At 68.3% G+C, this 25,896-nt stretch carries 28 protein-coding genes; 12 read left to right on the forward strand and 16 right to left on the reverse strand.

The annotated features are described in order from the left end of the window. Positions 1-3: 3 nt before the first annotated feature. Complete coding sequence (locus tag AC07OX_RS07290) at positions 4-903, reverse strand: LysR family transcriptional regulator (protein WP_492685815.1); 900 nt, start codon at positions 901-903, stop codon at positions 4-6. Between the two features lie 125 nt (positions 904-1,028). On the opposite strand from AC07OX_RS07290, the gene AC07OX_RS07295 reads away from it, so the two are divergent. The 4 genes from AC07OX_RS07295 to AC07OX_RS07310 are packed head-to-tail and all read left to right on the forward strand — an operon-like array spanning position 1,029 to position 3,541. Beyond that, positions 1,029-1,787, forward strand: coding sequence for an SDR family oxidoreductase (locus tag AC07OX_RS07295; protein WP_492694142.1), 759 nt, complete (start codon positions 1,029-1,031; stop codon positions 1,785-1,787). Positions 1,788-1,823: 36 nt separating this feature from the next. After that, entirely contained in the window at positions 1,824-2,324 is a 501-nt protein-coding gene (locus tag AC07OX_RS07300; protein ID WP_495260776.1) for a DUF1097 domain-containing protein, read from the forward strand. A gap of 50 nt (positions 2,325-2,374) precedes the next feature. Beyond that, positions 2,375-3,268: an SDR family NAD(P)-dependent oxidoreductase gene (locus AC07OX_RS07305; protein ID WP_495260775.1), complete on the forward strand. Its 894-nt coding sequence runs from the start codon at positions 2,375-2,377 to the stop codon at positions 3,266-3,268. 48 nt (positions 3,269-3,316) lie between these two features. Further along, positions 3,317-3,541: a SlyX family protein gene (locus AC07OX_RS07310; RefSeq protein WP_495260774.1), complete on the forward strand. Its 225-nt coding sequence runs from the start codon at positions 3,317-3,319 to the stop codon at positions 3,539-3,541. A 10-nt stretch (positions 3,542-3,551) separates the two neighbouring features. On the opposite strand, the gene trhA is transcribed toward AC07OX_RS07310, so the two are convergent. The 8 genes from trhA to cyoA all read right to left on the reverse strand — a co-directional run bounded on the left by trhA (position 3,552) and on the right by cyoA (position 11,174). After that, positions 3,552-4,259 carry a PAQR family membrane homeostasis protein TrhA gene (gene trhA / locus AC07OX_RS07315; protein ID WP_495260773.1) on the reverse strand — a complete coding sequence of 236 codons (708 nt, stop codon included), beginning with the start codon at positions 4,257-4,259 and terminating at the stop codon, positions 3,552-3,554. A 63-nt stretch (positions 4,260-4,322) separates the two neighbouring features. Next, positions 4,323-4,886 (reverse strand): response regulator transcription factor, encoded by a 564-nt coding sequence (locus tag AC07OX_RS07320; RefSeq protein ID WP_062469084.1) that lies wholly within the window; start codon positions 4,884-4,886, stop codon positions 4,323-4,325. Then, entirely contained in the window at positions 4,883-6,277 is a 1,395-nt protein-coding gene (locus AC07OX_RS07325) for an ATP-binding protein (protein WP_492685820.1), read from the reverse strand. Before AC07OX_RS07325 ends, AC07OX_RS07320 begins: the two co-directional genes overlap by 4 nt. Next, positions 6,261-7,085 (reverse strand): SURF1 family protein, encoded by an 825-nt coding sequence (locus AC07OX_RS07330; RefSeq protein WP_495260772.1) that lies wholly within the window; start codon positions 7,083-7,085, stop codon positions 6,261-6,263. Before AC07OX_RS07330 ends, AC07OX_RS07325 begins: the two co-directional genes overlap by 17 nt. After that, positions 7,085-7,510 carry a cytochrome o ubiquinol oxidase subunit IV gene (cyoD, locus tag AC07OX_RS07335; protein WP_369631730.1) on the reverse strand — a complete coding sequence of 142 codons (426 nt, stop codon included), beginning with the start codon at positions 7,508-7,510 and terminating at the stop codon, positions 7,085-7,087. Before cyoD ends, AC07OX_RS07330 begins: the two co-directional genes overlap by 1 nt. After that, entirely contained in the window at positions 7,507-8,148 is a 642-nt protein-coding gene (gene cyoC, locus AC07OX_RS07340; protein WP_062469091.1) for a cytochrome o ubiquinol oxidase subunit III, read from the reverse strand. The genes cyoD and cyoC overlap by 4 nt, the downstream gene beginning before the upstream one ends. Beyond that, positions 8,141-10,147 (reverse strand): cytochrome o ubiquinol oxidase subunit I, encoded by a 2,007-nt coding sequence (gene cyoB, locus AC07OX_RS07345; protein ID WP_492734214.1) that lies wholly within the window; start codon positions 10,145-10,147, stop codon positions 8,141-8,143. The genes cyoC and cyoB overlap by 8 nt, the downstream gene beginning before the upstream one ends. Position 10,148: 1 nt before the next feature. After that, positions 10,149-11,174, reverse strand: coding sequence for a ubiquinol oxidase subunit II (cyoA, locus tag AC07OX_RS07350; protein ID WP_062469097.1), 1,026 nt, complete (start codon positions 11,172-11,174; stop codon positions 10,149-10,151). 190 nt (positions 11,175-11,364) lie between these two features. On the opposite strand from cyoA, the gene AC07OX_RS07355 reads away from it, so the two are divergent. Continuing rightward, positions 11,365-12,705 (forward strand): MFS transporter, encoded by a 1,341-nt coding sequence (locus AC07OX_RS07355; protein ID WP_095743978.1) that lies wholly within the window; start codon positions 11,365-11,367, stop codon positions 12,703-12,705. A 79-nt stretch (positions 12,706-12,784) separates the two neighbouring features. Beyond that, positions 12,785-13,453 carry an HAD family hydrolase gene (locus AC07OX_RS07360; RefSeq protein ID WP_095743979.1) on the forward strand — a complete coding sequence of 223 codons (669 nt, stop codon included), beginning with the start codon at positions 12,785-12,787 and terminating at the stop codon, positions 13,451-13,453. Positions 13,454-13,481: 28 nt separating this feature from the next. On the opposite strand, the gene AC07OX_RS07365 is transcribed toward AC07OX_RS07360, so the two are convergent. From AC07OX_RS07365 to AC07OX_RS07385, 5 genes are all read right to left on the reverse strand, one after another. Then, positions 13,482-14,483, reverse strand: coding sequence for an isopenicillin N synthase family dioxygenase (locus tag AC07OX_RS07365; protein ID WP_495260771.1), 1,002 nt, complete (start codon positions 14,481-14,483; stop codon positions 13,482-13,484). Then, positions 14,480-15,223, reverse strand: a complete 744-nt coding sequence (locus tag AC07OX_RS07370; RefSeq protein WP_099792091.1) for an amino acid ABC transporter ATP-binding protein — start codon at positions 15,221-15,223, stop codon at positions 14,480-14,482. The genes AC07OX_RS07365 and AC07OX_RS07370 overlap by 4 nt, the downstream gene beginning before the upstream one ends. Continuing rightward, positions 15,220-15,930 (reverse strand): amino acid ABC transporter permease, encoded by a 711-nt coding sequence (locus AC07OX_RS07375; protein WP_070061508.1) that lies wholly within the window; start codon positions 15,928-15,930, stop codon positions 15,220-15,222. The genes AC07OX_RS07370 and AC07OX_RS07375 overlap by 4 nt, the downstream gene beginning before the upstream one ends. Positions 15,931-15,942: 12 nt before the next feature. After that, on the reverse strand, positions 15,943-16,638 hold the full coding sequence (locus AC07OX_RS07380) for an amino acid ABC transporter permease (protein WP_099792089.1): 696 nt from the start codon (positions 16,636-16,638) through the stop codon (positions 15,943-15,945). 121 nt (positions 16,639-16,759) lie between these two features. Continuing rightward, on the reverse strand, positions 16,760-17,587 hold the full coding sequence (locus AC07OX_RS07385) for an ABC transporter substrate-binding protein (protein ID WP_095946445.1): 828 nt from the start codon (positions 17,585-17,587) through the stop codon (positions 16,760-16,762). Between the two features lie 191 nt (positions 17,588-17,778). Here AC07OX_RS07385 and fabV point away from each other — a divergent pair, with 191 nt between their 5' ends. From fabV to AC07OX_RS07405, 4 genes are all read left to right on the forward strand, one after another. Continuing rightward, on the forward strand, positions 17,779-18,975 hold the full coding sequence (gene fabV, locus AC07OX_RS07390) for an enoyl-ACP reductase FabV (RefSeq protein ID WP_495260770.1): 1,197 nt from the start codon (positions 17,779-17,781) through the stop codon (positions 18,973-18,975). Positions 18,976-19,002: 27 nt separating this feature from the next. Then, on the forward strand, positions 19,003-19,422 hold the full coding sequence (locus AC07OX_RS07395; RefSeq protein WP_447741765.1) for a group II truncated hemoglobin: 420 nt from the start codon (positions 19,003-19,005) through the stop codon (positions 19,420-19,422). Between the two features lie 159 nt (positions 19,423-19,581). Next, a complete protein-coding gene (locus AC07OX_RS07400; RefSeq protein ID WP_495260769.1) occupies positions 19,582-20,805 on the forward strand; it encodes an NAD(P)/FAD-dependent oxidoreductase in 1,224 nt (407 codons plus the stop codon). A 142-nt stretch (positions 20,806-20,947) separates the two neighbouring features. Next, positions 20,948-23,011 carry a bifunctional 2',3'-cyclic-nucleotide 2'-phosphodiesterase/3'-nucleotidase gene (locus AC07OX_RS07405; RefSeq protein ID WP_495260894.1) on the forward strand — a complete coding sequence of 688 codons (2,064 nt, stop codon included), beginning with the start codon at positions 20,948-20,950 and terminating at the stop codon, positions 23,009-23,011. A gap of 24 nt (positions 23,012-23,035) precedes the next feature. Here AC07OX_RS07405 and AC07OX_RS07410 read toward each other — a convergent pair whose 3' ends face one another. Further along, a complete protein-coding gene (locus AC07OX_RS07410) occupies positions 23,036-23,701 on the reverse strand; it encodes a Smr/MutS family protein (protein ID WP_070061513.1) in 666 nt (221 codons plus the stop codon). Next, positions 23,701-24,378: a RadC family protein gene (gene radC / locus AC07OX_RS07415; protein WP_492734218.1), complete on the reverse strand. Its 678-nt coding sequence runs from the start codon at positions 24,376-24,378 to the stop codon at positions 23,701-23,703. The genes AC07OX_RS07410 and radC overlap by 1 nt, the downstream gene beginning before the upstream one ends. Positions 24,379-24,485: 107 nt before the next feature. Here radC and AC07OX_RS07420 point away from each other — a divergent pair, with 107 nt between their 5' ends. Together AC07OX_RS07420 and ispH are read left to right on the forward strand one after the other, a co-directional pair. Then, a complete protein-coding gene (locus AC07OX_RS07420; RefSeq protein WP_062469447.1) occupies positions 24,486-24,929 on the forward strand; it encodes an FKBP-type peptidyl-prolyl cis-trans isomerase in 444 nt (147 codons plus the stop codon). After that, positions 24,926-25,894 carry a 4-hydroxy-3-methylbut-2-enyl diphosphate reductase gene (gene ispH, locus AC07OX_RS07425; RefSeq protein WP_095743996.1) on the forward strand — a complete coding sequence of 323 codons (969 nt, stop codon included), beginning with the start codon at positions 24,926-24,928 and terminating at the stop codon, positions 25,892-25,894. The genes AC07OX_RS07420 and ispH overlap by 4 nt, the downstream gene beginning before the upstream one ends. Positions 25,895-25,896: the final 2 nt, after the last annotated feature.

Consider the following 25,896-nt stretch of genomic DNA (forward strand, 5'->3'; position numbering starts at 1 on the left):
TGCTCAGGCCTGCGCGGTGTCTTCTGCGAAGAGGCCGCGCAGCCACTGCGTGAACACGCGCACGCGCGACGACAGCTGCCGGTTCTGCGGATACAGCACAGAGACCGGCATCGGCGGCGGCGCAAAGCCCGGAAGCACCGCCTGCAGGCGCCCGTCCGCCAGCTCGGCCGCCACGCGGTAGCGCGGCACCTGCACCAACCCGAGGCCCACGACGGCGGCGCCCGTGTAAAGGTCGGCGCCGGTCACCGACACGGTGGCGGCCAGCTGCACGGGCCGGACCTGACCGTCGACCGTGAACTCGAGCGGCAGCGCCTTGCCCGTGCTGCTCGACACGTAGTGCACCGCGCGGTGCGAGGCCAGCGCCGCGAGGTCGGCGGGCTCGCCGTGCGCCGCGAGGTAGCCGGGGCTCGCGACCGTCACCTGCGGCAGCAGCGCCACGCGCTGCGCGACCAGCGACGAGTCCTGCAGCGGGCCGGCGCGCAGCACGCAGTCGACGCCTTCGCGCACCAGGTCGACCAGCCGGTCGTCCTCGCCGATGTGCAGCTGCAGGCCCGGATGGCGGGCGAGGAAGGCGGGCAGCGCCGGCACCACGAAGTGCCGCGCCAGCGTGCCCTGCAGGTTCACGCGCAGCAGGCCCTGGGGCGCGGCGTGGGTGAACGCGCCCTCGGCCTCTTCCACGTCCGCCAGCAGCCGCACGCAGCGCTGGTAGTGGGCCTCGCCGTCCTGCGTGAGGCGCACGGTGCGCGTGGTGCGCTCGAGCAGCCGGGCGCCCAGGCGCGATTCGAGCCGCTGGATCAGCGTGGTGAGGGTGGCGCGCGGAATCTGCAGGTCGTCCGAGGCCTGCGTGAAGCTCTGGCGTTCGGCGATGCGCACGAAGGCCTGCATTTCCTGGAAGCGGTCCATGGGGTTGCCCTTCGTGCCTATTGTTTAAGTAAATGGAATTTTATTGACGAATGGGTGCTGATTATCTTTTGGGTGGAATGACCGACCATTCGCTTCATCCACTCACCACCCCAAGGATTCGCGCCATGAACACCACCGCCACTTCTGCTTCGCTGCCCACCCGCGTCGCCCTCGTCACCGGCGCCTCGCGCGGCATCGGCGCCGCCATCGCCCGCCGGCTCGCCGCCGACGGTTTCGCCATTGCCGTCAACTACGCCGCGGGCGCCGCGCCGGCCGAAGCGCTGGTCGCCGAACTGAAGGCCGCGGGCGCGCGCGCCCTCGCGGTGCAGGCCGACGTGGCGAGCGCCGACGCGGTGCGCGCGATGTTCGACACCGTCGAAGCGCAGCTCGGCCCGGTCGACGTGCTGGTCAACAACGCTGGCGTGCTCCAGACCGCGCCGCTGGCCGCGCACAGCGACGCGCTGTACGACCAGACCTTCGACATCAACGTGCGCGGCACCTTCAACACCCTGCGCGAGGCCGCGACCCGCCTCGCCGAGGGCGGGCGCATCGTCAACTTCTCGAGCACCACGCTCGCCCTGCACATGCCGGGCTACGCGATCTACAACGCCACCAAGGCGGCGGTCGAGGCCTTCACGCACGTCTTCGCCAAGGAGCTGCGCGGCCGACGCATCACGGTGAACGCCGTGGCGCCGGGGCCGGTCGCGACCTCGCTGTTCCTGGACGGCAAGACCGACGAGCAGATCCAGGCCTTCGCCCAGATGCCGCCGCTGCAGCGCCTGGGCCAGCCGGAAGACATCGCCTCGGTGGTGTCGTTCCTGGCGGGGCCGGACGCGGGATGGGTCAACGGGCAGGTGCTGCGGGCCAATGGCGGCGTGGCCTGAGCGGTGGCTTCCCACGACATCCACGGAGCACGCACCATGCACCCGCCTTCACCCCGCGCGGCCACCCCGCGCTTCTTCAGCCTCGCCTACACGGCGTTCACGGCCGCCGCTGCGGTGGTGGCCGCCGTCGCCTCGGCGATGGCGCTCGTGCTCGAACTGCCCGTGTGGGCGATGTTCGTCGGCTGGGTGGCGTTCTACACCCGCGGCGTCACCGCACGCGACGGCGTGTTCAACCTCGTCTGCGTGAGCCTGGGCCTGCTGATCGGCAAGGGTGCGGCCTTGGCCATCGCCGCGCTGGCCCCGATCGCGGGCGCCGCGGCGCTGCCGGTGGTGGTGCTGTTCGTGGCGCTCCTCGTGGTGTCGATGCGCAGCGTGCCGCGACTGAACAACCTGCTGTGCTACTTCCTCGGGCTGATCGCGTTCTTCGCGGTCCACCAGCCCCCTTCGCTGTCGCTGTTCGCCACGCTGGCCGGCGCGGCGGCACTCGGATCGATGGCGGCGTGGGTGGCCCACCTGCTGCAGCGCCGCGTGCACTGACCACCGGACTTTCCTTTCTTCCCTCTCACCTTCATTCAAGGCGTTCCATCATGCAATCCGTCATCCTCGTCACTGGCGCCGGCTCCGGCATCGGCAAGCTCAGCGCGCAGGCGCTCGCCGAAGCGGGCCACATCGTCTATGCCTCCATGCGCGACATCGCAGGCCGCAACGAGGCGCGCGCGGCCGAACTGCGCGCGCTGGCCGCGGCCCAGGGGCTTCAGCTGCATCCGCTCGAACTCGATGTGCTGTCGCAGGCCTCCGCCGACGCTGCCGCGGCGACCATCGTCCAGGCGCAGGGCCGCCTCGATGTGGTGATGCAGAACGCGGGCCATCTCGTGGTCGGGCCGACCGAGGCTTTCACGCCGGAAGACATCGCCCGGGTGTTCGACACCAACGTGCTCGGCGCCCAGCGCGTGAACCGCGCGGTGCTGCCGTACCTGCGCCAGCAGGAGTCGGGGCTGATGCTGTGGATCAGCAGCACGACCACCAAGGGCGGCTTTCCGCCGTTCATGGGCCCGTACGGCGCGGCCAAGGCGGCCATGGATTCGCTGGCGGTGACGCTGGCCTACGAGATCGCGCGCTTCGGCATCGAGACCTCGATCGTCGTGCCGGGTGCGTTCACCCGGGGCACCGATCACTTTCCGAGTGCGGGCAGGCCCTCCGATGCGGCCATTGCCGCCGCCTACGGCCGCTACGACGGCGTGATGGACCGCATCGGCGAGCGCCTGTCCGCCCTCACGCCCGAGCACGCCGATCCGCAGGCCGTGGCCGATGACATCGTGCGCATCGTGGGCCTGCCGGCCGGCACGCGGCCGATGCGTTCGCTGATCGACTTCGTGGGCGACGGTGCGGCCGAGGTCTTCGAGGTGTCGGAGCGCGTGCGCATCGACTTCGCCCGGCGCATCGGCATGGGCGACCTGCTCGAGGCGAAGGTCCGGCGCTGAGCGGGGCGCTGTCAAGAAAAGCGGTGGTTCTTCCTGTCCAATAGCGGCATGGAACATTCACCGAACGACGTGACAGAGCGCCTGAACGACCTCGAGATCAAGTCGAGCTACGCCGAAGACCTGCTCGAGCAGCTGAACATGACGATCTATCGGCAACAGCAACAGATCGACAGCCTGATCCTGCAGGTCGCGCAGCTGCGGCTGCAGAGCCAGAACTCGGGGCAGGACGGGGCGACGCGCAACCTGCGCGACGAACTCCCACCCCACTATTGAGGAAGATCGCTCAGCCGTGCGCGTGCCAGAGCACGGCAAAGAAATGGCAGGTGCTGCCCGCGAGCACGAACAGGTGCCACACCGAATGCGCGTAGCGCACCTTGTTGTCGAACAGGAACACCACGGCCCCGGCCGTATAGAACAGCCCGCCGGCCACGAGCCAGGCCAGCCCCGCCGATGACATGCGCTCGTACAGCGGCACCGCCGCCATCAGCGCCATCCAGCCCATCGCCACGTACAGGCCGGTGGACCACAGCGGGTGCTGTAGGCGATTGAACAGCTTGGCGCTCACGCCCAGCACGGCGGCGGCGGTGATGGCGCCGAACAGCGCCCAGCCCCAGGGCCCGCGCAGCACGCCGAACAGGAAGGGCATGTAGCTGCCCGCAATGAACAGGTAGATGGCCGCGTGGTCGAGCCGGTTGAACCAGGCCTTGGCGCGGCCGATGGGCAGCGCGTGGTACAGCGTGGAGATCAGGTACAGCACGATGGCCGTGCCCGCGAAGAGCGACGCGCCCACCACGGCCGCGGCCTGGCCCTTCTGGGCGGCGCTGTAGACCAGGATCGGCAGCGAGGCGATCGCCAGCAACAGGCCCAGGCCGTGGCTCAGGGCGTTGAAGAGCTCTTCCATCGCGGTCTGGTCGCGCGCGGCGGACGCCTGCTTTTTCTGCAGATCGGTGGAACGGGCGGGCTGCAGCTGCAGCGGCGGGCTATTCGTCATCAGGAACAGAGCCTCCGGGATCGGTGTTGGTTCCGCAAGAATTCGCGAAACCGGCAGATCATGTTACTTGACCTGCTGTTTGCCGAGTTTGCGTGCCAATGTGCGCCGATGCATGCCGAGCCGGCGCGCGGTTTCCGAGATGTTGAAGCCGGTCTCGGCCAGCATCTCGTGGATGCGCTCCCACTCCAGCGTCTTGATCGAGGTGGAGCGGTTGGTCAGTTCGACCTCGGTGGTGCCGGCGGCGCGGCCGAAGGCGGCCTCGATGTCGTCGGTGTTCGAGGGCTTGGCCAGGTAGTGGCAGGCGCCGAGCTTGATGGCCTCGACGGCGGTGGCGATGCTCGCGAAGCCGGTGAGCACCACGATCAGCATCTCGGCGTCGTGCCGGTGCAGCATCTGCACGCAGGCCAGGCCCGAGGCCTCGCCGTTGAGCTTCAGGTCGACCACGGCGTAGCCGGGCGAGGGGCCGTCGCCTTCCTCGAGCAGCGCTTCCACCTCCTCGAGGTTGCGCGCATGCACCACCACGTAGCCGCGCCGCTCGAAGGAGCGCGCGAGCGTGCGCGCGAAGGCCTCGTCGTCCTCGACGATGAGCAGCTGGCGGACTTCGGCGGTGTCGGGTGTGTGGGTCATGGGCTGCTCGGGGCTTGGGGGGCGGCGTTGTCCGCGAGGGGGGCGGCTGCTTCGTCGTCCTCTTCGAGCACGATGGCCGCCAGCGGCAGCGTGATGGTCACGATGGCGCCGCCCTCGGGGCGGTTGCGCACGGCGACGCGTCCGCCCAGGGTGCGCGCCACGTTCACGACCAGGAACAGGCCCAGCCCGCCGCCGGGGCGGCCCTTGCTCGACTGGTAGGGCTTGCCGAACTCCGCGAGGATGGCCGGCATGAAGCCGGGGCCCGCGTCGGTGACGGTGATGGTGAGCGCGTCGGCGTCGTGCGTGGCTTCCAGGCGCAGCCAGTGCGGCGAGGCCTCGAGTGCGTTGTCGAGCACGTTGCACACCATCTGCTTGATGGCCGAGTCGGACACCATGGGCAGGTCCTGCCCGAACAGGTTCTCGTAGTCGAACTCCTCGACCGGGCGCGTGGTGCGCCATTCTTCGACCAGGTCGTCCAGGAAGGTGCGCACCGTGGTCTCTTCGGACGACTCGCCGCGCGTCTCGCCGGCCGACAGCAGGATGCCGCTCACGATGCTCTTGCAGCGCTGGATCTGCACTTCCATCTCGGCCACTTCCTGCAGCAGCTCGGGGTCGGAGCTGAAGTGCGGCAGCCGGCGCCAGTCGCCCAGGATCACGGCCAGCGTGGCCAGCGGCGTGCCCAGCTCGTGCGCCGCGCCCGAGGCCAAGAGGCCCATGCGCACGATGTGTTCTTCTTCGGAGGCGCGCTGGCGCAGGTCGGCCAGCCGCGCGTCGCGCACGCGCAGGTTGCGGCTGATGCGCGTGATGAAGACCACCAGCAGCGCCGCGTTGAGCGCAAAGCACACCAGCATGCCCTGCACGTAGGGGCTCCACAGGCCGCGGTCGTGGTCCAGCGGCAGCGGCAGCGGGCGCGAGAACAGCGCCAGGCCCGCGAAGCACAGGCCGGTGATGACCACGATGGTCCAGGTCGACCAGGCCTTGAGCAGCACCGCGCCCAGGATCACCTGCAGCAGGTACAGAAAGACGAAGGGGTTGGTGGCGCCGCCGCTGAGGTACAGCTGGGCCGTGAGCGTGGCCACGTCGACCAGCAGCGCGACGAACAGCTCTTCGTTGGTCACGCGGCCGTGGATGCGCAGGCGCAGCAGGCTCACCATGTTGAACAGCGCGAGGCAGGTGAGCACCTGCAGCATGTGGTTCAACGGCAGGCGGATGCCGAAGCCGTAGTGCACCACGAGGATGGTGGCCACCTGCCCGACCACGGCGAACCAGCGCAGCTGGATCAGCTGCTGCATGTTCTGGTGGCCGATGGCGTTGTCCAGGCTCGCGACGCCCGCGCGCGGGGCGTGCAGCTCGCCGGCCACCGCGACGAGCTTGTCAGTCGCGGCGGGCATCGGCGGGGTCGGGGCGTGCGGCGTCGGCATGCGGTGCATTTTCGCCGCTACCGTCTTGCGATGCCCGTCGGCGCCGGTCGTCGCGCCACACGAACCCGTAGGCGCCGAGCACCATCAGCGCCAGCCCGTACCAGGTGAGGGCGTAGACGAGGTGGCTGTTGGGGAAGGCGATGACCGTCAGGCCGCCCGCCGGCCACGTGGGCGTGGCCTGTGCGGGCGCGGGCCCGGCCTCGGCATCGACGAAGTAGGGCGCCACGTCGGCCAGGCCGCGCGCGGCGGCAATGGCCTGCACGTCGCGCGAGAACCAACGGTCGGCCGCGGGGTCGTTCGTGCGCAGGAAGCCGCCCTTGGGTTCGGTCAGGCGCAGCAGGCCGGCCACGGTGGTATCGCCCTGGGGCTCGGGCGCGGTGCGCGCCGCGCGTTCACGCGCTTCAGGCGGCACGAAGCCGCGGTTGACGAGCACGACGCTGCCGTCGGCGCTGCGCAGCGGGGTCAGCACCCAGAAGCCGGCCCCGAGCCGGGTGCTGGCCTGCACCAGCGCTTCCTTGTCATGGAGGAACGTGCCGCGAAGGCGCACGTGCCGGTATTCGTCGTTGGCCGCGTTGACCGTGGGCCATTCGGGTCGCGCCGGCGCGTCGGCGGCCGGGGCGTGCACGCGCTGGTCGACGCGGGCGATGAGATCGAGCTTCCAGGCCCTGCGCTCGACCTGCCAGGTGCCGAGCGCAAGAAAGCCGGCAAAGGCCAGGAGGGCGCAGACCGCCAGCGCCGCACGCGTGACAACGGAGCGCGGGCGGGCGGCCGGGGCCATCAGGGCATGTTCTTCATGTCGTGGACCATGGCCGGCATCATGTTGGTGTTCATGTGATACATGACCCACAGCGAGCCGGCCAGCGTGATGACCACGAGCACCAGCGTGAAGATCAGCGCCAGCATGTTCCAGCCGCCTTCGGACTTGGCGTCCATGTGCAGGAAGTACACCATGTGGACCACGATCTGCACCACGGCGAAGCCGAGGATGACGAGCGCGGTGGTGCTCGGGTTGGCGATCACCTTGCCCATCACGAGCCAGAACGGGATCGCGGTCAGGATCACGGCCAGCACGAAGCCGGTCATGTAGCCCTTGAAGGTGCTGTGGCTGACGGGGCCGTCGTCGTGGTGGTCGCCGTGACCGTGGCTGTCGTGTGCGCCGTGGCCGTCGTGTGCGGCGGTGGCGGTGTGTGCGGGGGCGCTCATGCCATCGATCCCATGAGGTAGACAAAGGTGAAGACGCCGATCCACACGACGTCCAGGAAGTGCCAGAACATCGACAGGCACATCAGGCGGCGGCGGTTGGCGGCGGTGAAGCCGTGCTTGGGCAGCTGGACCATCAGCACGACGAGCCAGATGATGCCGAAGCTCACGTGCAGGCCGTGCGTGCCCACCAGCGCGAAGAACGACGACAGGAAGGCGCTGCGCTGCGGGCCGGCGCCTTCGTGCAGCAGGTGCGCGAACTCGTACAGCTCCAGGCCGATGAAGCCCAGGCCCAGGAGGCCCGTGATGCCCAGCCACAGCAGCACGCCGCCCATGCGCTTGCGCTGCATCTCGAGCATCGCGAAGCCGTAGGTGATCGACGACAGCAGCAGCAGCGAGGTGTTCATCGCCACCAGCGGCAGGTCGAACAGGTCGGCGCCCGAGGGGCCGGCCGCGTAGCTGCGGCCCAGCACGCCATACACCGCGAACAGGCAGGCGAAGATGAGGCAGTCGCTCATCAGGTAGAGCCAGAAGCCCAGCAGCGTGCCGTTCTCGGGGTGGTGGTCCTCGTTGCGGACGTGGAACAGGTCGAACGCCGGTGCGTTCGCGTTCCGGGAGGGGAGGGCGGTGGTATCAGACATGGGCGGTGGCCAAGAGGCGCGTGCGTGCTTCTTCGGTGCGAACGACTTCTTCCGCGGGGATGTAGTAGTCGCGCTTGTAGTTGAAGGTGTGGGCGATGATCGCGACCAGCATGGCCACGAAGCCGATGCCGGCCACGAGCCACATCTGCCAGATCAGGGCGAAGCCGCACACCGCGCTCAGCGCCGCGATGACGAAGCCGGCGGCCGTGTTCTTGGGCATGTGCACGGGGCTGAAGCCGTCCAGCGGACGCTGGTAGCCGCGGGCCTTCATGTCGGTCCAGGCGTCGTTGTCATGCACGCGCGGCGTGAACGCGAAGTTGTAGGCCGGCGGCGGCGACGAGGTCGACCACTCCAGCGTGCGGCCGTTCCACGGGTCGCCCGTGGTGTCGCGCAGCGACTCGCGGCGGATGAAGCTCACCACCAGCTGGATCAGGAACGAGGCGATGCCCAGCGCGATCAGCACCGCGCCGAAGGCGGCGACCTGGAACCAGATCTGCAGCGACATGTCTTGGAAGTGGCTCATGCGGCGGGTGACGCCCATCAGGCCCAGGATGTACAGCGGCATGAAGGCCATCCAGAAGCCGACGATCCAGAACCAGAACGAGCACTTGCCCCAGAACGGATCGAGCTTGTAGCCGAAGGCCTTCGGGAACCAGTAGGTGATGCCCGCGAGCATGCCGAACAGCACGCCGCCGATGATCACGTTGTGGAAGTGGGCAATGAGGAACAGGCTGTTGTGCAGCACGAAGTCGGCCGGGGGCACGGCCAGCAGCACGCCGGTCATGCCGCCGATCACGAAGGTGATCATGAAGCCGATGGTCCACATCATGGGCAGCTCGAAACGGATGCGGCCGCGGTACATGGTGAACAGCCAGTTGAAGATCTTCGCGCCCGTGGGGATCGAGATGATCATCGTCGTGATGCCGAAGAACGAGTTCACGCTGGCACCGGAGCCCATGGTGAAGAAGTGGTGCAGCCACACGAGGTACGACAGGATCGTGATCACGACCGTGGCGTACACCATCGAGGCGTAGCCGAACAGGCGCTTGCCCGAGAAGGTGGAGACCACTTCCGAGAAGATGCCGAAGGCCGGCAGGATCAGGATGTACACCTCGGGGTGGCCCCAGATCCAGATCAGGTTCACGTACATCATGGCGTTGCCGCCCATGTCGTTCGTGAAGAAGTTGGTGCCGACGTAACGGTCCAGCGACAGCAGGGCCAGCACGGCCGTGAGCACCGGGAAGGCGGCCACGATCAGCACGTTGGTGCACAGGGCGGTCCAGGTGAAGACGGGCATCTTCATCATGGTCATGCCGGGCGCGCGCATCTTCACGATGGTGGCCAGCAGGTTCACGCCCGAGAGCAGTGTTCCGACCCCCGCGATCTGCAAGGACCAGATGTAGTAATCGACCCCCACGTCAGGACTGAACAGGATGCCCGACAGCGGCGGGTACGCCAGCCAGCCGGTCTTGGCGAACTCGCCCACGAACAGCGAGGCCATCACGAGGCCGGCGCCGAAGGTGGTCATCCAGAAGCTGAAGTTGTTCAGGAACGGGAAGGCCACGTCGCGCGCGCCGATCTGCAGCGGCACCACGAAGTTCATGAGGCCCGTGACCAGCGGCATCGCCACGAAGAAGATCATGATCACGCCGTGGGCGGTGAAGATCTGGTCGTAGTGGTGCGGCGGCAGAAAGCCCGCGTTGTCGCCGAAGGCGACGGCCTGCTGGGCCCGCATCATCAGTGCGTCGGCAAAGCCGCGCAGCAGCATCACCAGGCCCAGGATGATGTACATGATGCCGATCTTCTTGTGGTCGATGCTGGTGATCCAGTCGCGCCACAAGGTGCCCCACAGCTTGAAATAGGTCACGGCGCCCAGCAGCGCCAGGCCGCCCAGGATCACGGCCGCGAAGGTCACGAGCAGGATGGGCTCATGAAGGGGAATCGCCTCCCAGGAGAGGCGGCCGAAGACGAGCTTCGTCAGGTCTAGGTTCTGCAACATCTTAGTCTTCGGTGGTGCACATCGCGGTGACGTACTTGCGCTTGGGCGTGTCGAGGGAGTCGGCCTGCCAGGCCTGCTTGGTGGCGACGTTGAAGGCGCCGGGCTTGCCCAGGCCGCCGTCGGCGTCGATGGCCATCATTTCCTTCATGCACATCTTGTTGCGGTCGACGCACAGGTTCAGGATGGCGTCGTACAGGGCCGGGTCGACCGCGGCGTAGTGGCGCACGGGCTCGCGCTCGCTCGGCACTTCGAGCTTCTTGTACTGCTCGCGGGTCAGTTCGCCCTCTTTGCCGGTCTTGACCTTGGCCACCCACTGGTCGAAGCCGTCATGGCTCAGGCCGTGGAACTTGAAGCGCATGCCCGAGAAGCCCGCGCCGCTGTAGTTGGCGGAGAAGCCGTCAAATTCGCCCGGTTTGTTGATCACCGCGTGCAGCTTGGTCTCCATGCCCGGCATGGCATAGATCTGGCCGGCCAGCGCGGGGATGAAGAAGGAGTTCATGACCGACGAGGCCGTGATCTTGAAGCTGATCGGGCGGTCCACCGGGGCGGCCAGCTCGTTCACCGTGGCGATGCCCTGCTCGGGGTAGATGAAGAGCCACTTCCAGTCCAGCGCCACCACCTCGACCACCAGCGGCTTGGTTTCGGCGGGAATCGGGCGCTGCGCGTCCAGGCGGCTCAGCGGGCGGTACGGGTCCAGCGTGTGGGTGCTGATCCAGGTGATCGCGCCCAGCGCGATGATGATCAGGAGCGGCGCGGCCCAGATCGCCAGCTCGAGCTGCGTGGAGTGGTCCCAGTCGGGGCTGTAGGTGGCCTCCTTGTTCGACTGGCGATAGCGCCAGGCAAAGAAGATGGTCAGGGCGATCACCGGGATGATGATGATCAGCATCAGCACCGTGGAGACGACGATCAGGCGTCCCTGCTGGTTGGCGATGTCGCCGGAGGGGTTCAACAGCACCGTGTTGCAGCCCGCCAGGAAAATGGCGGAAAGCAGCAGAAGCGCTCGGCGAAGGGTCTTGAGGATGTGCATGCCGGGAGAGGAAAGTGCGAAGGCCGCGCAAAAATGACCCTGCAATCTACGCCGCCCAAGGGATTCCGCCTATTGGACGTTTTGTCCTATGGCGGTAAACGCAATTCGGTGAGACGCTACAGGGTGTCCAGAATTTCCCCTGTGTCGTGCCCCGGCATGACACCCGAATTACAGCCAGCCAGCTAGCAAGATGACGACGTCCAGCATCAGTCCACCAGGCGCCCAGCCTGTGTCGCACCCGACCGAAGGCGGCGCCCGCGCCGCAGACGCCGACCATTCGCACATCGCCCCGGGCGAGATCGCGGTCGGCGTGGTCATCGGTCGCGCCTCCGAGTATTTCGACTTCTTCGTCTACGGCATCGCCTCGGTGCTGGTGTTCCCGGCGGTGTTCTTCCCCTTCGAGCAGCGCCTGGAAGGCGTGCTCTGGGCCTTCGTGATCTTCTCGTTCGCCTTCATCGCGCGCCCCTTCGGCACCGTGATCTCGATGGCGATCCAGCGGCGCTTCGGGCGCGAGACCAAGCTGACCATCGCGCTGTTCCTGCTGGGCACCTCCACCGCCGGCATCGCCTTCCTGCCGGGCTACGCCAGCATCGGCTTCACGGCCATCGTGCTGCTGTCGATCTTCCGCTTTGCCCAGGGCCTGGCGCTGGGCGGCTCGTGGGACGGCCTGCCGTCGCTGCTGGCGCTGAACGCACCGCCCAACAAGCGCGGCTGGTACGCCATGCTGGGCCAGCTGGGCGCACCGCTGGGCTTCTTCCTGGCCAGCGCGCTGTTCGCGTACCTGTATTCCAGCCTGCCGCTGGCCGACTTCCTCGACTGGGGCTGGCGCTACACGTTCTACGTGGCCTTCGCCATCAACGTCGTGGCGCTGTTCGCGCGCCTGCGCCTGGTGGCCACCGACGAGTACGCGCGCCTGCTCGAAGAGCGCGAACTGCAGCCCACCAGCGTGGTCGAGCTGACCCGTTCACAGGGCGCCAACCTGCTGATCGGCGCGTTCGCCGCGCTGGCCAGCTACGCGCTGTTCCACCTGATCACGGTGTTCCCGCTGTCGTGGATCTCGCTGTACTCCGACCAGTCGATCACCGAGTTCCTGATCGTGCAGATGGTCGGCGCGGTGTTCGGCGCCATCGGCATCGTGGCCTCGGGCCTGATCGCCGACCGCATCGGCCGTCGCTTCACGCTCGGCGGCCTGGCCGCCATGATCGCCGTGTTCAGCGGCTTTGCGCCCACGCTGCTCGACGGCGGACGCATCGGCCAGGACATCTTCATCGTGCTGGGCTTTGCGCTCCTGGGCCTGTCGTACGGCCAGGCGGCCGGCGCCGTGACCTCCAACTTCGCGCCCAAGTACCGCTATGTGGGCGCGGCCCTCACGGCCGACCTGGCCTGGCTCATCGGCGCGGCATTTGCCCCGCTGGTCGCCCTGGGCCTGTCGGCGCACTTCGGCCTGGCCTTCGTGAGCATCTACCTGCTGTCGGGCGCGCTCGGCACGCTGGCGGCGCTGGGGCTGAACCGGGCGCTGGCGCGGGACTGACCGGCAGCGTTTCTCGAACGAAGGGGCCGATGGCCCCTTTTTTCATAGCCGCTGCGTGGCTCGCTTAGGATTCGCCTCGATGTTCACCGCCGCCATTTTTGACATGGATGGGCTGCTGATCGATTCGGAGCGCCCCATCATGGCCGCCTGGATCGCCGCGGCCCGCACGCTCGATGTCGAGCTTTCGCACGCCCAGTACCTGCAATGCGTGGGGCTGGCCATGAGCGAATCGAAGCAAATCCTTGCCGCGCTGCTCGGCGGCCCCGCCGCCTACCAGCACGCGGCGACGCAGGTGACCGCCGCGCTGCAGCTGGAACGCGCCGACGGCGACGCCCGGCCGCTCTTTCCCATCAAGCCCGGCGCGGCCGAGCTGCTCGCCGCCTTGCGCGGGCGCGGCACGCGCTGCGCGGTGGCTTCGTCGTCCACGCGCGGCCAGATCGCGGCCTGCCTGGGCAGCCTCGACGTGCTCCACCACTTCGAGGCCTTCGCGGGCGGCGACGAGGTGGCGCGCGCCAAGCCCGACCCGGCGCTGTACCGCCTTGCGGCCGAGCGCTTGGGCGTGGACCCTGCGGACTGCGTCGCCTTCGAAGACAGCGAGAACGGCGCCAAGGCCGCGCTGGCCGCCGGCATGCGCGTGGTGGTGGTGCCCGACCTCAAGCACCCGCCCGAGGCGATCGTCGCGCAGGCCTTCCAGGTGCTCGATTCGCTGCACGACGCGATGCCGCACGTGCCGCGCTGGTTTCCCTGACGAAGTCAGGGCCCGTGTTCAGTTCAGTTCAGAGCACTTCGTCCCGCAGCTGCGGGAACACCTTCGACACCTTGGCCAGCAGGTAGTCGCCGTAGCGGCCGCTGAAGGCGTGCACGTTGGCGCGGTCCCAGCGCTCGGCGCTGTCGTCCAGCGCGTCGGCGCCAGCCAGGCCCTCGATGCGCTGCACGCGGGCCTCGAAGTTCGGGTCGAAGAACAGCGGGAACGACAGCCGGTCGCGGCCCGAGGTGTTGCGCTTCACGCGGTGCGGCGTCGACTTGTAGAGCCCGCCGGTCATGCGGTCGAGCATGTCGCCGATGTTGCAGACGAAGGCACCGGGCACCGGGGGCGCGTCGATCCAGCCGCCCGGCGTGTGCACCGCGAGGCCGCCCACGGTGTCCTGGTGCAGGATCGTGAGCAGGCCGTAGTCGGTGTGCTCGCCCACGCCCCATTGCACGTCCAGCCCTTCGGGCACGGCCTGCGTCGGGTAGTTGAAGAGGCGGAACAGGATCAGCGGGTCGGCCGTGTAGCGTTCGGCGAAATAGGAAGCGGGCAGGCCGAGGCTCAGTGCGATGCCTTCCATGAGCCGATGGCCCAGCTGCGTGACGGCGTCCATGTACGCGAGGATGGTCTCGCGAAAGTCCGGCACGTCGGGAAAGAGGTTCGGCCCATGCACCGGCGTCTTCGCCTGCACCAGCGGGTGGTCGGCGGGCAGCTCGGTGCCCAGGTACAGGCCTTCCTTCCAGTCGGGGCGGCCCGAGGTCAGCTCGCCGCCGCGCGGGAAGAAGCCGCGCCAGGCGCGGCCGCCCAGGGCCATGCGCCATTGCATCTTGGTTTCTCCGGGCAGGTCGAAGAACTGGTGGCTCAGGTCTTCGAGCCGCTGGACCAGCGCGGCGTCGACACCGTGGCCCGTGACATAGAAGAAGCCATGCGCGCGGCAGGCGTCGCCGATCTGCGCCGCCACGCGTGCGCGTTCGGGCGTGCCGGCCACGAGCGGCGCGACGTCGATGAGGGGAAGAGATGGGTCGGTCATGCGTCTCTCGAAAAAGGCGAACGGATGTCGGACAGGAACTGCTGCGCACGCGGGTGCTGCGGGCGGTTGAAGAAATCGTCGGGCGTGGCGCGTTCGAGCACCTGGCCCTGGTCCATGAAGAGCACGCGGTCGGCCACCTCGCGCGCGAAGCCCATCTCGTGCGTGACGCACACCATGGTCATGCCGTCGCGCGTGAGGTCGCGCATCACCAGCAGCACCTCGCCGACCATCTCGGGGTCGAGCGCGCTGGTGGGCTCGTCGAACAGCATCAGCGGCGGCTTCATGGCGAGCGCGCGCGCAATGGCCACGCGCTGCTGCTGGCCGCCCGACAGCTCGCCGGGCCAGGCATTGGCCTTGTTGGCCAGGCCCACGCGCTCCAGCAGCGCCATCGCGCGCGCGTCGGCCTCCTTGCGCGACAGGCCGTGCAGCTGCATCGGCGCCATGGTGCAGTTCTGCAGCACGCTCAGGTGCGGGAACAGGTTGAACTGCTGGAACACGAAGCCGATGCGCGAGCGGAACGCGTTCACGTCCAGGCCGGGCGCGTGGATGTCCTGCCCGTCGAGCGTGATGCGGCCCGACTGGATCGGCTCCAGCCGGTTGAAGGTGCGGATCAGCGTCGACTTGCCCGAGCCCGAGGGCCCGCACACCACGACCACCTCGCCCTTGTGGATGGTCTCGGTCACGTCGACCAGCGCGTGGTAGCTGCCGTACCACTTGTTGACTTTTTCGAGTTCGATCATGCGGGCACCTTGAGAGGCGCGGCGGGAAGGCCGCGGCGCGCGAGCCGGCGCTCCAGCCAGTAGGCGAAGCGCGAGAGGCCGAAGCACAGGATGAAGTAGGTCAGGCCCAGGATCAGGTAGATCTGCGCCGGCTTGGTGAACACCTGCGTGTTGATCTGCGTGGCGATGAACGACACCTCGGCCAGCCCGATGATGTAGCCCAGCGAGGTCTCCTTGATGGTCGAGACGAACTGGTTCACCAGCGAGGGCAGCATGCTGCGCAGCGCCTGCGGCAGCACCACGAGGCGCATCGCGCCGAAGTAGCTCAGGCCGAGCGCGCGCGCGGTTTCCATCTGCCCGCGCGGCAGCCCCTGGATGCCGGCGCGCACGATCTCGGCGAGGTAGGCGGCATCGAAGATCACGAGCGCGATCAGCATGGTGGTGAACTGGTCGGTCTTCACGCCCGTGACGCTGGGCAGGAAGAAGTAGGCCCAGAAGATCACCATCAGGAGCGGCAGGCCGCGCACCACGAACACCAGCGCCGTGACGGGCCAGCGCACGCAGCGCCACGGGCTCACGCGCGCCAGGCCGAGCACGATGCCCAGCGGCAGCGCGAGCACCAGCCCGCACGAGGCCAGCAGCAGCGTGAGCACCAGGCCGCCGAGCGGGCCGTTCGGGTACTGGCCGATGAGGAAGTAGACCCAGTAGTCGTGGATGATCTCTAGCATGTCATCAACGCCTCAGATGGTCCGCACCGGGAAACGGTGGTGGTACCAGGTCGCCAGGCCGGTGATCGCCAGCGACACCGTCAGGTACGCTGCGCTCGCGAACGCGAACGACTCGAAGCTGCGGAAGGTGGCGCTCTCGACCTGCCCGGCCTGGTACATCAGCTCGGCCACACCGATCACCGTGGCGATCGAGGTGTTCTTCCACAGGCTCAGGGTCTGCGAGATGAGCGGCGGCACGGTCACGCGCAATGCCTGCGGCAGCACCACGCGGCGCATGGTGGCCAGGAAGCTGAAGCCCAGCGCGCGGCCGGCCTCGAACTGCACGGCCGGGATCGAGCGGATGCCGCTGCGGATGTCCTCCGCCATGAAGGCCGCCGTGTACAGCGACAGCGCCACGATCGCGCTGTAGGCCTCGATGTGGCCTTCATAGAGCCAGGTCTTGATGCCTTCGGGCAGCAGCTCGGGCGCGCCGAAGTACCAGAACAGCATGTGGGCCAGCAGCGGGATGTTGCGGATCGATTCCACGTACGCAAAGCCGAGCCAGCGCAGCGGCGCCAGCGGCGAGAGCCGCAGCAGCGCCACCACCAGCGCCAGCGGCAGCGCGAAGACGAGCGAGACCGCGAGCAGCTGCAGCGACAGCCACAGGCCCGCGACCAGCATGTCGTGGTACTGGCCGGTCAGCAGCAGCGAATAGTCGAACAGGGGCATGGGAAACGGGAGGCACGGCGAAAGGCGCCGGGGCGCACATGGTACGCATGCGCGCCGTGCCGCTCAAAAGCGAAGGGCGGGTCGCATGGCGGCCCGCCCCTGGTGTGCCGAGCGCGCGGGCTCAGTCGATCTTGTCGGTCTCGAGCTTGAAGTCGCGCGTCTGGAAGCCCGACGCCGTGTTCGGGCCGTACCACTTGATGAAGATCTTCTGCGCTTCACCCGACTTCTCGAGCTCGCGCAGCGTGTCGTCCACCACGGTCTTCAGGCCGCTTTCGCCCTTCTTGATGCCGATGGCCAGCGACTCGGTGCTCAGGTTCTGCTTGAGCACCACGTACTGCGCCTTCTGCGGGCCCAGCTTGGCGTAGCTGCGCAGCAGCGCGGCCTCGTCGTCGACGTAGCCCACGCCCTTGCCCTGCTGCAGCGCCTGGAAGGCCTGCTGGCTGGTGTCGAAGGTCACGACCTCGGCGGTGGGCACGGCCTTGCGGATGTTGGGCTCCTGCGTGCCGCCGCGGATGGTCAGCACCTTCTTGCCGCCGAGCTGCGGCACCTCGGTGATGCCGCTGGTCTTCTTCACGATGGCCTTCTGGCCGGTGACGAAGGTGGTGAGCGAGAAGTCGATCTGCGCCTCGCGCTCCTTGTTGTGCGTGAGGCCGGCGGCCACCAGGTCCACGTGGCCCTGCTGCAGCTCGGGAATGCGCGCGGCCACGGCGATCTGCTTGAGCACCGGCTTCACGCCGATCTTCTTCGCGATGGCGTTCACCAGGTCGACCTCGTAGCCGACGATCTGGCGCGTCTTCGGATCGATGAAGGTGGCGGGCTCGTCGGTGCCGAGCACGCCGACCACGAGTTCGCCCTTCTTCTTGATGTCGGCGAGCTGGTCCGCATGGGCGGCAACGCCGGTCAGGAGGGCGGAAGCGGCAAGGGCCGCGGCAAGCAGGGTGTGGCGCATGGTGGGGATCGTCCTCTCTCCAGAGTGAAATTCAGGCCGGAACCATATCAATAAAACCCAAGATTATTAAATCGTCAATCGACATATGCATATGGGGCTGATGAATCGGCCTGTTGCCGGCTGGGTTAAATTCGCGACGCCGCGACGTGCCCCGCCGCCGTCCCCCGAATGTCTTACCGAGCGAGCTTTTCATGATCATCCAACCCCGCGTGCGCGGCTTCATCTGCGTCACCACCCACCCCGTGGGCTGCGAAGCCAATGTCCGGCAACAGATCGCGTACGTCAAAGCCAGGCCCCCCATCGCGGGCGGCGCCCAGCGCGTGCTGGTGATCGGCGCGTCCACGGGCTACGGCCTGGCCGCGCGCATCACCGCGGCCTTCGGCTGCGGCGCCGACACGCTGGGCGTGTGCTTCGAGCGCGCGGGGAGCGCGACCAAGCCCGGCTCGCCCGGCTGGTACAACACCGCCGCCTTCCACCGCGCCGCCACGGCCGAGGGGCGCTACGCCAAGACGATCAACGGCGACGGCTTTTCCGACGCGGTGAAGCAGCAGGCCATCGAGACCATCCGCGCCGACCTCGGCCAGGTCGACCTCGTGGTCTACAGCCTGGCCGCGCCGCGCCGCACGCACCCCAAGACGGGCCAGGTCTTCAACTCCGTGCTCAAGCCCATCGGCAAGGCCGTGACGCTGCGCGGCCTGGACACCGACAGCGGGACCGTGAAGGAGTCGGTGCTCGAGCCCGCCACGCAGGAAGAAATCGACAACACCGTCGCCGTCATGGGCGGCGAAGACTGGCAGATGTGGATCGACGCGCTGCAGCAGGCCGGCGTGCTGGCCGACGGCGCCAAGACCACGGCCTTCACCTACCTGGGCGAGCAGATCACGCACGACATCTACTGGAACGGCTCCATCGGCGCCGCCAAGAAGGATCTGGACGAGAAGGTGCTGGACATCCGCGCGCAGCTGGCCGCCAAGGGCGGCGACGCGCGCGTGTCGGTGCTGAAGGCGGTGGTCACGCAGGCCAGCTCGGCCATTCCGATGATGCCGCTGTACCTGTCGCTGCTGTTCAAGGTGATGAAGGCCGAAGGCACGCACGAAGGCTGTATCGAGCAGGTGCACGGCCTGTACGCCGACAGCCTGTACGGCGCCACGCCGCACCTGGACGACGAAGGCCGCCTTCGCGCCGACTACAAGGAATTGGCGCCGCAGGTGCAGGCGCGCGTGCAGGAGCTCTGGCCGCAGGTCACCGGCGAGAACCTCAACGAGTTGACCGATTTCGCGGGCTACAAGACCGAGTTCCTGCGCTTGTTCGGCTTTGCCGTCGAGGGCGTGGACTACACGGCCGACGTGAGCACCGATGTGGGCATTCCCGATCTGATCCAACTCTAGAGCGGACCCGAGGGGATACTCGCTTTCATGCAGATTCAAGACAAACCGCCCGCCGGCACGCCCTTCGAGTGGATCGGCGGCGAGCCGAAGGTGGCGGCGCTGGTCGAGCGCTTCTACGACCTGATGGACCTCGAGCCGGCCTACGCGCAACTGCGCGCCGTGCACGGCACCGACCTGGACAACGCGCGCCAGCGCCTCTTCTGGTTCCTGTGCGGCTGGCTCGGCGGGCCCGCCCACTACACCGACCGCTTCGGCCACCCCATGCTGCGCGCGCGGCACCTGCCGCAGGCCATCGGCGGCCACAGCATCGGCATCAAGGAACGCGACCAGTGGCTGGCCTGCATGGACCAGGCGATGGGCGAGACCGGCGTGCCTGAAGACCTGCGCGCACGCCTGCGCGATTCCTTCTTCAAGACCGCCGACTGGATGCGCAACCGCGGCGAATAGATCAGGCTCGCCCCCAGGCTATGCGCACTTCGTGTCGCTTCGCCAACCCCCTGCCGGGGGCAACACCAGCGGCCCGGCAAAGCCGGTTCCGCGGTGTTCCACGAAGGGGCCAGGCCGTCGAATGAACCACATACACAACGACTCGAAGGATCTTTGTCCATGAATTCCATCGTCATCATCGGCGGCGGCCACGCCGCGGCCCAGCTCTGCGCCGGCCTGGCGGAAGCCGGGCAGGGCGCGCGCGTGCACCTGGTCTGCGAAGAGGCCTGCGAGCCGTATCACCGCCCGCCGCTGTCGAAGGCCTTCCTCAAGAGCGCCGAAGAAACCACGCAGCCGCACAAGGCCGCCGACTGGTACCGCGAAGCGGGCATCACGTTGCACCTGGGCGACGCCGCCGTGGCCATCGACCGCGAGGCACACACCGTCACGCTGCGTTCGGGCGCGGTGCTGCCGTGGGAGCGCCTGGTGCTGGCCACCGGCACGCGCGCACGCCAGATGCCCGGCCTGCCGCAAGGCCTGGAGAACGTCGCGAGCCTGCGCGCCGCCGACGAAGCACATCGCCTGCGCACGCGGCTGGCGGATGCACAGCAGGTCACGGTGCTGGGCGGCGGCTTCATCGGCCTCGAAGTGGCAGCGACCGCGCAAGCGCTGGGCAAGCGCGTGCAGGTGATCGAGTGCGCGCCGCGCCTCTTGGGCCGCGCCGTGTCGCCCGAGCTGTCGGCGCACGTGCTGGCCACGCACCGCGCGGCCGGCATCGACATCGTGCTGGGTGCGCAGACCGGCGCCTTCGAGGTCGTGGGCGACCGGCTCGTGTCGGTCGAGGTCAACGGCGTGAAGCAGCCCATCGACCTGCTGCTGCTGGGCATCGGCGCGGTGCCCGAGACCGCGCTCGCGCAGGCCGCGGGCCTCGAATGCGCCGACGGCATCGTGGTCGACGGCCACATGCAGACCAGCGCGGTCGATGTGCTCGCGGTGGGCGATTGCACGCGCTTCCCCGACCGCCGCGCAGGCCGCGCGCTGCGGCTCGAATCGGTGCAGAACGCGAACGACCAGGCGCGCACGGCCGTGGCCACGCTGACCGGCGCCGCACGCGATCACGACGCGGTCGCGTGGTTCTGGTCCGACCAGGGCGGCCTGCGGTTGCAGATGGCGGGCCTGATGCCGGCCGAAGGCACGCTGGGCCTGGTGAGCGTGCGCCGCGCGGGGCCGAAGCCCGAGGCGTTCTCGCTGTTCCACTACGTCGACGGCCAGCTCGTGTGCGTCGAATCGGTGAACGCGCCGGTCGATCACATGATGAGCCGCAAGCTGCTCGAAGCGGGCCGCAGCCCCGCGCCCGAGGCGGTGGCGGACGCGGCGGTACCACTAAAGAATCACCTGACGTAACCGCTGTCGCAACGGCGCTGCACGACAGGCCTGGATTCACCGGTCTGTCACCCGGCTTTCGGAGACTGGTCCTTCCTCATATCCGCAGGGAGACCTCTCGATGAACAACGCAGTGGCCGCGTCGCTGGCGCGCCTCGCCCCCATGTCCACCTGTGCCGCCGTCCTGGCCGCCGTGCTCACCGCCTGTGGCGGTGGCAACGGAGGCGGCACCACGTTCCCCCCGATCGTTCCGCCCCCGGCGCCCGCACCCGCCCCGGCGCCCGTGGCCGCCGGCACGCGCACCACGGTCGCGCTGCTCGAAACGACCGACCTGCACTTCAACGTGCGCAGCTACGACTACTTCAAGCTCGCCGAAGACAAGTCGTACGGCTACGAGCGCACCGCGACGCTCATCAACGCCGCGCGCAAGGAGTTCGCGAACACGATGCTGTTCGACAACGGCGACACCATCCAGGGCACCGCGCTGGCCGACTACGAGGCGCTGGTCAGCCGCATCCCGTGCACGCAGCCGCTGTCGATGTACAAGGTGATGAACGCCACCGGCTATGACGCCGGCACACTGGGCAACCACGAGTTCAACTACGGCCTGGACTTCCTCAACCAGGTGCTCGGCGGCGGTCTCGATGTCGAGGGCGTGGACGGCAGCAAGAAGTGCGCAGGCCCGAGCTTCCCGATGGTGGTGGCCAACGTGCACAGCCTCAAGAGCGGCAAGCCGCTCGTGGCGCCCTACACCATCGTCACCAAGCAGTTCACCGCCACCGCGCCGGACGGCAAGAGCGTGACGGTGCCGGTGAAGGTCGGCGTGATCGGCTTCACCACGCCCGGCATCATGAACTGGGACAAGCGCTTTCTCGAAGGCAAGCTGCGCACCGAAGGCGCGGTCGAAGCGGCCAAGCGCTATGTGCCCGAGCTGCGCGAGAAGGGCGCCGACATCGTGGTCGCGCTGCAGCACGGCGGCCTCGATGCCTCGCCGTATTCGCCGACGATGGAAAGCCCGGGCCTGTACCTGTCGAAGGTGCCCGGCATCGACGTGCTCATGATGGGCCACCAGCACGGCCTGTTCCCCGACCGCGGCGCCAAGCCCGGCTACACGCAGCCCGGCGTGGACAACGCCGCCGGCACCGTCAACGGCGTGCCGGCCGTGATGCCCAGTTCGTGGGGCAAGGCGCTGGGCCTCGTGAAGCTAGAGCTCGTGTGGGACGGCAAGGCCTGGGGCGTGGACAAGACCAAGACGCTGGTCGAGGCACGCTCCACGCAAACCGGCAAGGACGGCGCGGGCAAGGCCGTGTACGTCGATGCCGACCCGAGCGTGGCGCCGCTGGTCGACACCCAGCACCAGGCCGCGATCGACTACGTGAAGACGCCGATCGGTAGCACCGACTTCCGCATGAACACCTTCTTCGCCGACGTGGGCGACCCGGGCGCGATCCAGATCGTGAACCAGGCCCAGGCCGACTATGTGAAGACCTACATCCAGGCCAGCCTGCCGCAGTACGCGGGCCTGCCGGTGCTGTCGGTGAGCGCACCCTTCAAGTCGGGCTTCGAAGGCGGGCGCGACTACACCGACGTGGCCGTGGGCAACCTGGCGATCTTCAGCGCGGCCGACCTGTACCTGTACCCGAACACGGTGTACGCGGTGAAGGTGACGGGTGCCGAGATCAAGGGCTGGCTCGAAGCCGCGGCCAAGCGCTTCAACAGGATCGACCCGGCGCTCACGACCGACCAGCCGCTGATCAGCACCTTCCCGGGCTACAACTTCGACATGTTCACCACGCCCGACATGCAGTACGAGATCGACGTGACGCAGGCCGTGGGCAGCCGCATCAAGAACCTCATGTACCTGGGCGCGCCCATCGACCCGGCGAAGGAGTTCGTGATTGCCACGAACAACTACCGCGCGACCAGCGGTGCGAGCTTCATTCCGGCGCTGGACGGGCGCGCGACGATCTACGCCTCGCCCGATGCGAACCGCGACGTGCTGATCGCGTACATCAAGGCGAAGAAGACGATCACGCGCGCGGCCGACGGCGCGGCGCGCAGCTGGCGCTTCACCAAGGTGACGACCGCGGGCAACGTGACGATCACGTCGGGCCAGGGGCAATTGAGCGCGGCCACGGACGCGGGGTTGACGAACATCTCGCTGCTGAAGGCGGACGATGAAAGTGGCAAGGGCCGCTCGGTCTACAAGGTCGATCTGAGCAAGTAAGGGCAGGGCCCGTGCGGCGCCGTGTCAGCGCCGCACGGGCGCCAGCAGCACCACCAGCGCCCCGGCCCCGCCTTCGGCCGGCTTGGCCTGCACGAAGGCGATCACCTCGTTCTTCTGGATCAGCCAGCGCTGCGTCTTGGTCTTGAGCACCGGCTGCTTGCCGGGCGAGCCCAGGCCCTTGCCGTGCACCACGCGCACGCAGCGCAGCCCCTGCTTGTGGGCGTTGCGGATGAAGCCGCCGAGCGCCTCGCGCGCCTCGTCGCTGCGCAGGCCGTGCAGGTCGACCTGCCCCTGGATCGCCCAGTCGCCCTTGCGCAGCCGCGCCGTGATGTCGGTGCCGATGCCGGGGCGGCGAAAGCTCATGGCGTCGTCGACGTCGAGCAGCGTGGTCACGTCGAACTCGTCGGACAGCGACTCGCGCAGCACGCGCTGCTCGTCGAGCTGGTGCTGAAACGGAATGGGCGCGGGCGGCTCGGGCGCGAGCGCCACGGCGGCCTTGCGGCGCAGCGGCTCGGTGGCGCCGATGGCGCGCGTGAACAGGTCTTTCTCGGCGGCGCGCTTGCGCTCGGCCGCGGCGCGCGCGGCAGCCTCCGCGGCCTCGCGCTCGCGGGTTTCGGCGAGCACGCGCTGCACCTGCTTGAGGTCGGCCAGGTTCTTCAGGGCCGGGGGACGCGAAGAAGACGACGCCATCAGAGCAGCCCCCGTTCCGCCATCGAGAAGCTCTGGCCCGGGCTCACGATGACGTGGTCGAGCACGCGCACGTCGACCAGCGCCAGCGCGGCGCGCAGCGTCTGCGTGAGCGATTCGTCGGCACGCGAGGGCTCGATGCTGCCGCTGGGGTGGTTGTGGGCCAGCACCACGGCCGCGGCCTGGTGGTGCAGCGCGCGGGTGACGACCTCGCGCGGGTAGACGCTGGTCTGCGTGAGCGTGCCGCGAAACAGCTCCTCGAGCGTGAGCAGGCGGTGCTGCACGTCGAGGAACAGCACCGCGAACACCTCGTGCGGGCGCGAGCCGATGTGCATCTGCAGGTACTGCTTGACCGCCTCGGGCGAGTCGAACACCGTGCGCTCCTTCAGGCGCTCGCCCATGGCGCGGCGCGCCAGTTCGAGCACCGCCGTGAGTTCGGAGCGCTTGGCGCTGCCGCCCATGCCCTTGACCTCTTTGAGGTCATCGGGCGCGGTGTGCAGCAGCCCCGACAGCCCGCCGAAGCGTTCGAGCAGTTGCTGGGCCAGCTGGAGCACGTTCTTGCCGGCCACGCCGGTGCGCAGCAGCAGCGCCAGCAGCTCGGCGTCGGCCAGCGCGGCGGCGCCCCGCGCGATGAGCTTTTCGCGCGGCCGGGCGTCGAGAGGGAGATCCTTGAATGCCATGAAACCCTGCAGAAACCTGGGCCGGGGCGAGATGTTGCCCCGATCCTTAAAATGAGGGTCAGTTTATCGGGACACCTCCCTCGTCTTTGCCCACCTTCGCTGCACCCATGTCCCAAGTTGTGACTTCCGGCTCCTTCCTGACCCTGCACTACCGGCTGGCCGGTCCGGCGGGCGACATCATCAACACCTTCGCCGACAAGCCCGCCACGCTGTCGCTGGGCACCGGCGAGCTCTCGCCGGCCATGGAGCAGCGCCTGATGGGCATGGAAGAGGGCGCGCACGCCACTTTCGAGCTGCCCGCCGGCGAGGCCTTCGGCGAGCGCAACCCCGACATGCAGCAATGGGTGGCGCGCAAGCTGCTGGCCCAGATGGGCGACCCCGACGAGCAGTACGCCGTCGGCGACGTGGTGCAGTTCCCCACGCCCGACGGCTCGGGCAGCTACGCGGGCGCGGTCGTCGAGTCGAACGAGACCGGCGTGCGCTTCGACTTCAACCACCCCTTGGCAGGCCAGCCCGTCACCTTCGAAGTGAAGCTGATCGGCGTGCTATGAACCCGAACATCGAAGAAGTCCTGTTGGCCGAGCCGCGCGGCTTCTGCGCCGGCGTGGACCGCGCCATCGAGATCGTCGAGCGCGCCCTCGCCAAGTTCGGCGCGCCGATCTACGTGCGCCACGAGATCGTGCACAACACCTACGTGGTGAACGAGCTCAAGGCCAAGGGCGCGATCTTCATCGAGGAGCTCTCCGACGTGCCGCCCGGCTCCACGCTGGTGTTCAGCGCGCACGGCGTGAGCAAGGCGGTGGAGCAGGAGGCGCGCGACCGCGGCTTCTCGATCTTCGACGCCACCTGCCCGCTCGTGACCAAGGTGCACGTCGAGGTGGCCAAGCTCGCGAAAGAGGGCTACGAATTCATCATGATCGGGCACAAGGGCCACCCCGAGGTCGAGGGCACGATGGGCCAGCTGTCGAGCGGCATCCACCTCGTGGAAGACGTGGCCGACGTGGCCAACGCCTCGCCCCTGCAGACCGAGAAGCTCGCCGTGGTCACGCAGACCACGCTCAGCGTGGACGACGCCGCCGAGATCGCCGCCGCCGTGCGCGCGCGCTTCCCGAACGTGCGCGAGCCCAAGCAGCAGGACATCTGCTACGCCACCCAGAACCGCCAGGACGCGGTGAAGATCATGAGCCCGCAGGTCGATCTCGTGATCGTGGTCGGCAGCCCCACCAGCTCCAACAGCAACCGCCTGCGCGAGCTGGCGCAGCGCCTGGGCACCGAGAGCTACATGGTCGACTCGGCCGACGAACTCAAGCCCGAATGGTTCGAGGGCAAGTCGCGCATCGGCCTCACCGCCGGCGCCTCGGCGCCCGAGGTGCTGGTGCACGAGGTGATCGAGCGCGTGCGCGCCTTCGGCGCCGTGTCGGTGCGCAAGATGGACGGCATCGAGGAAACCATCAAGTTCCCGCTTCCCAAGGGCCTCAAGCTCGACGACATCCCGCCCCCTGGGCACATCTCCTGAAC

The organism is Variovorax sp. GW821-FHT09D07 (assembly GCF_059416345.1).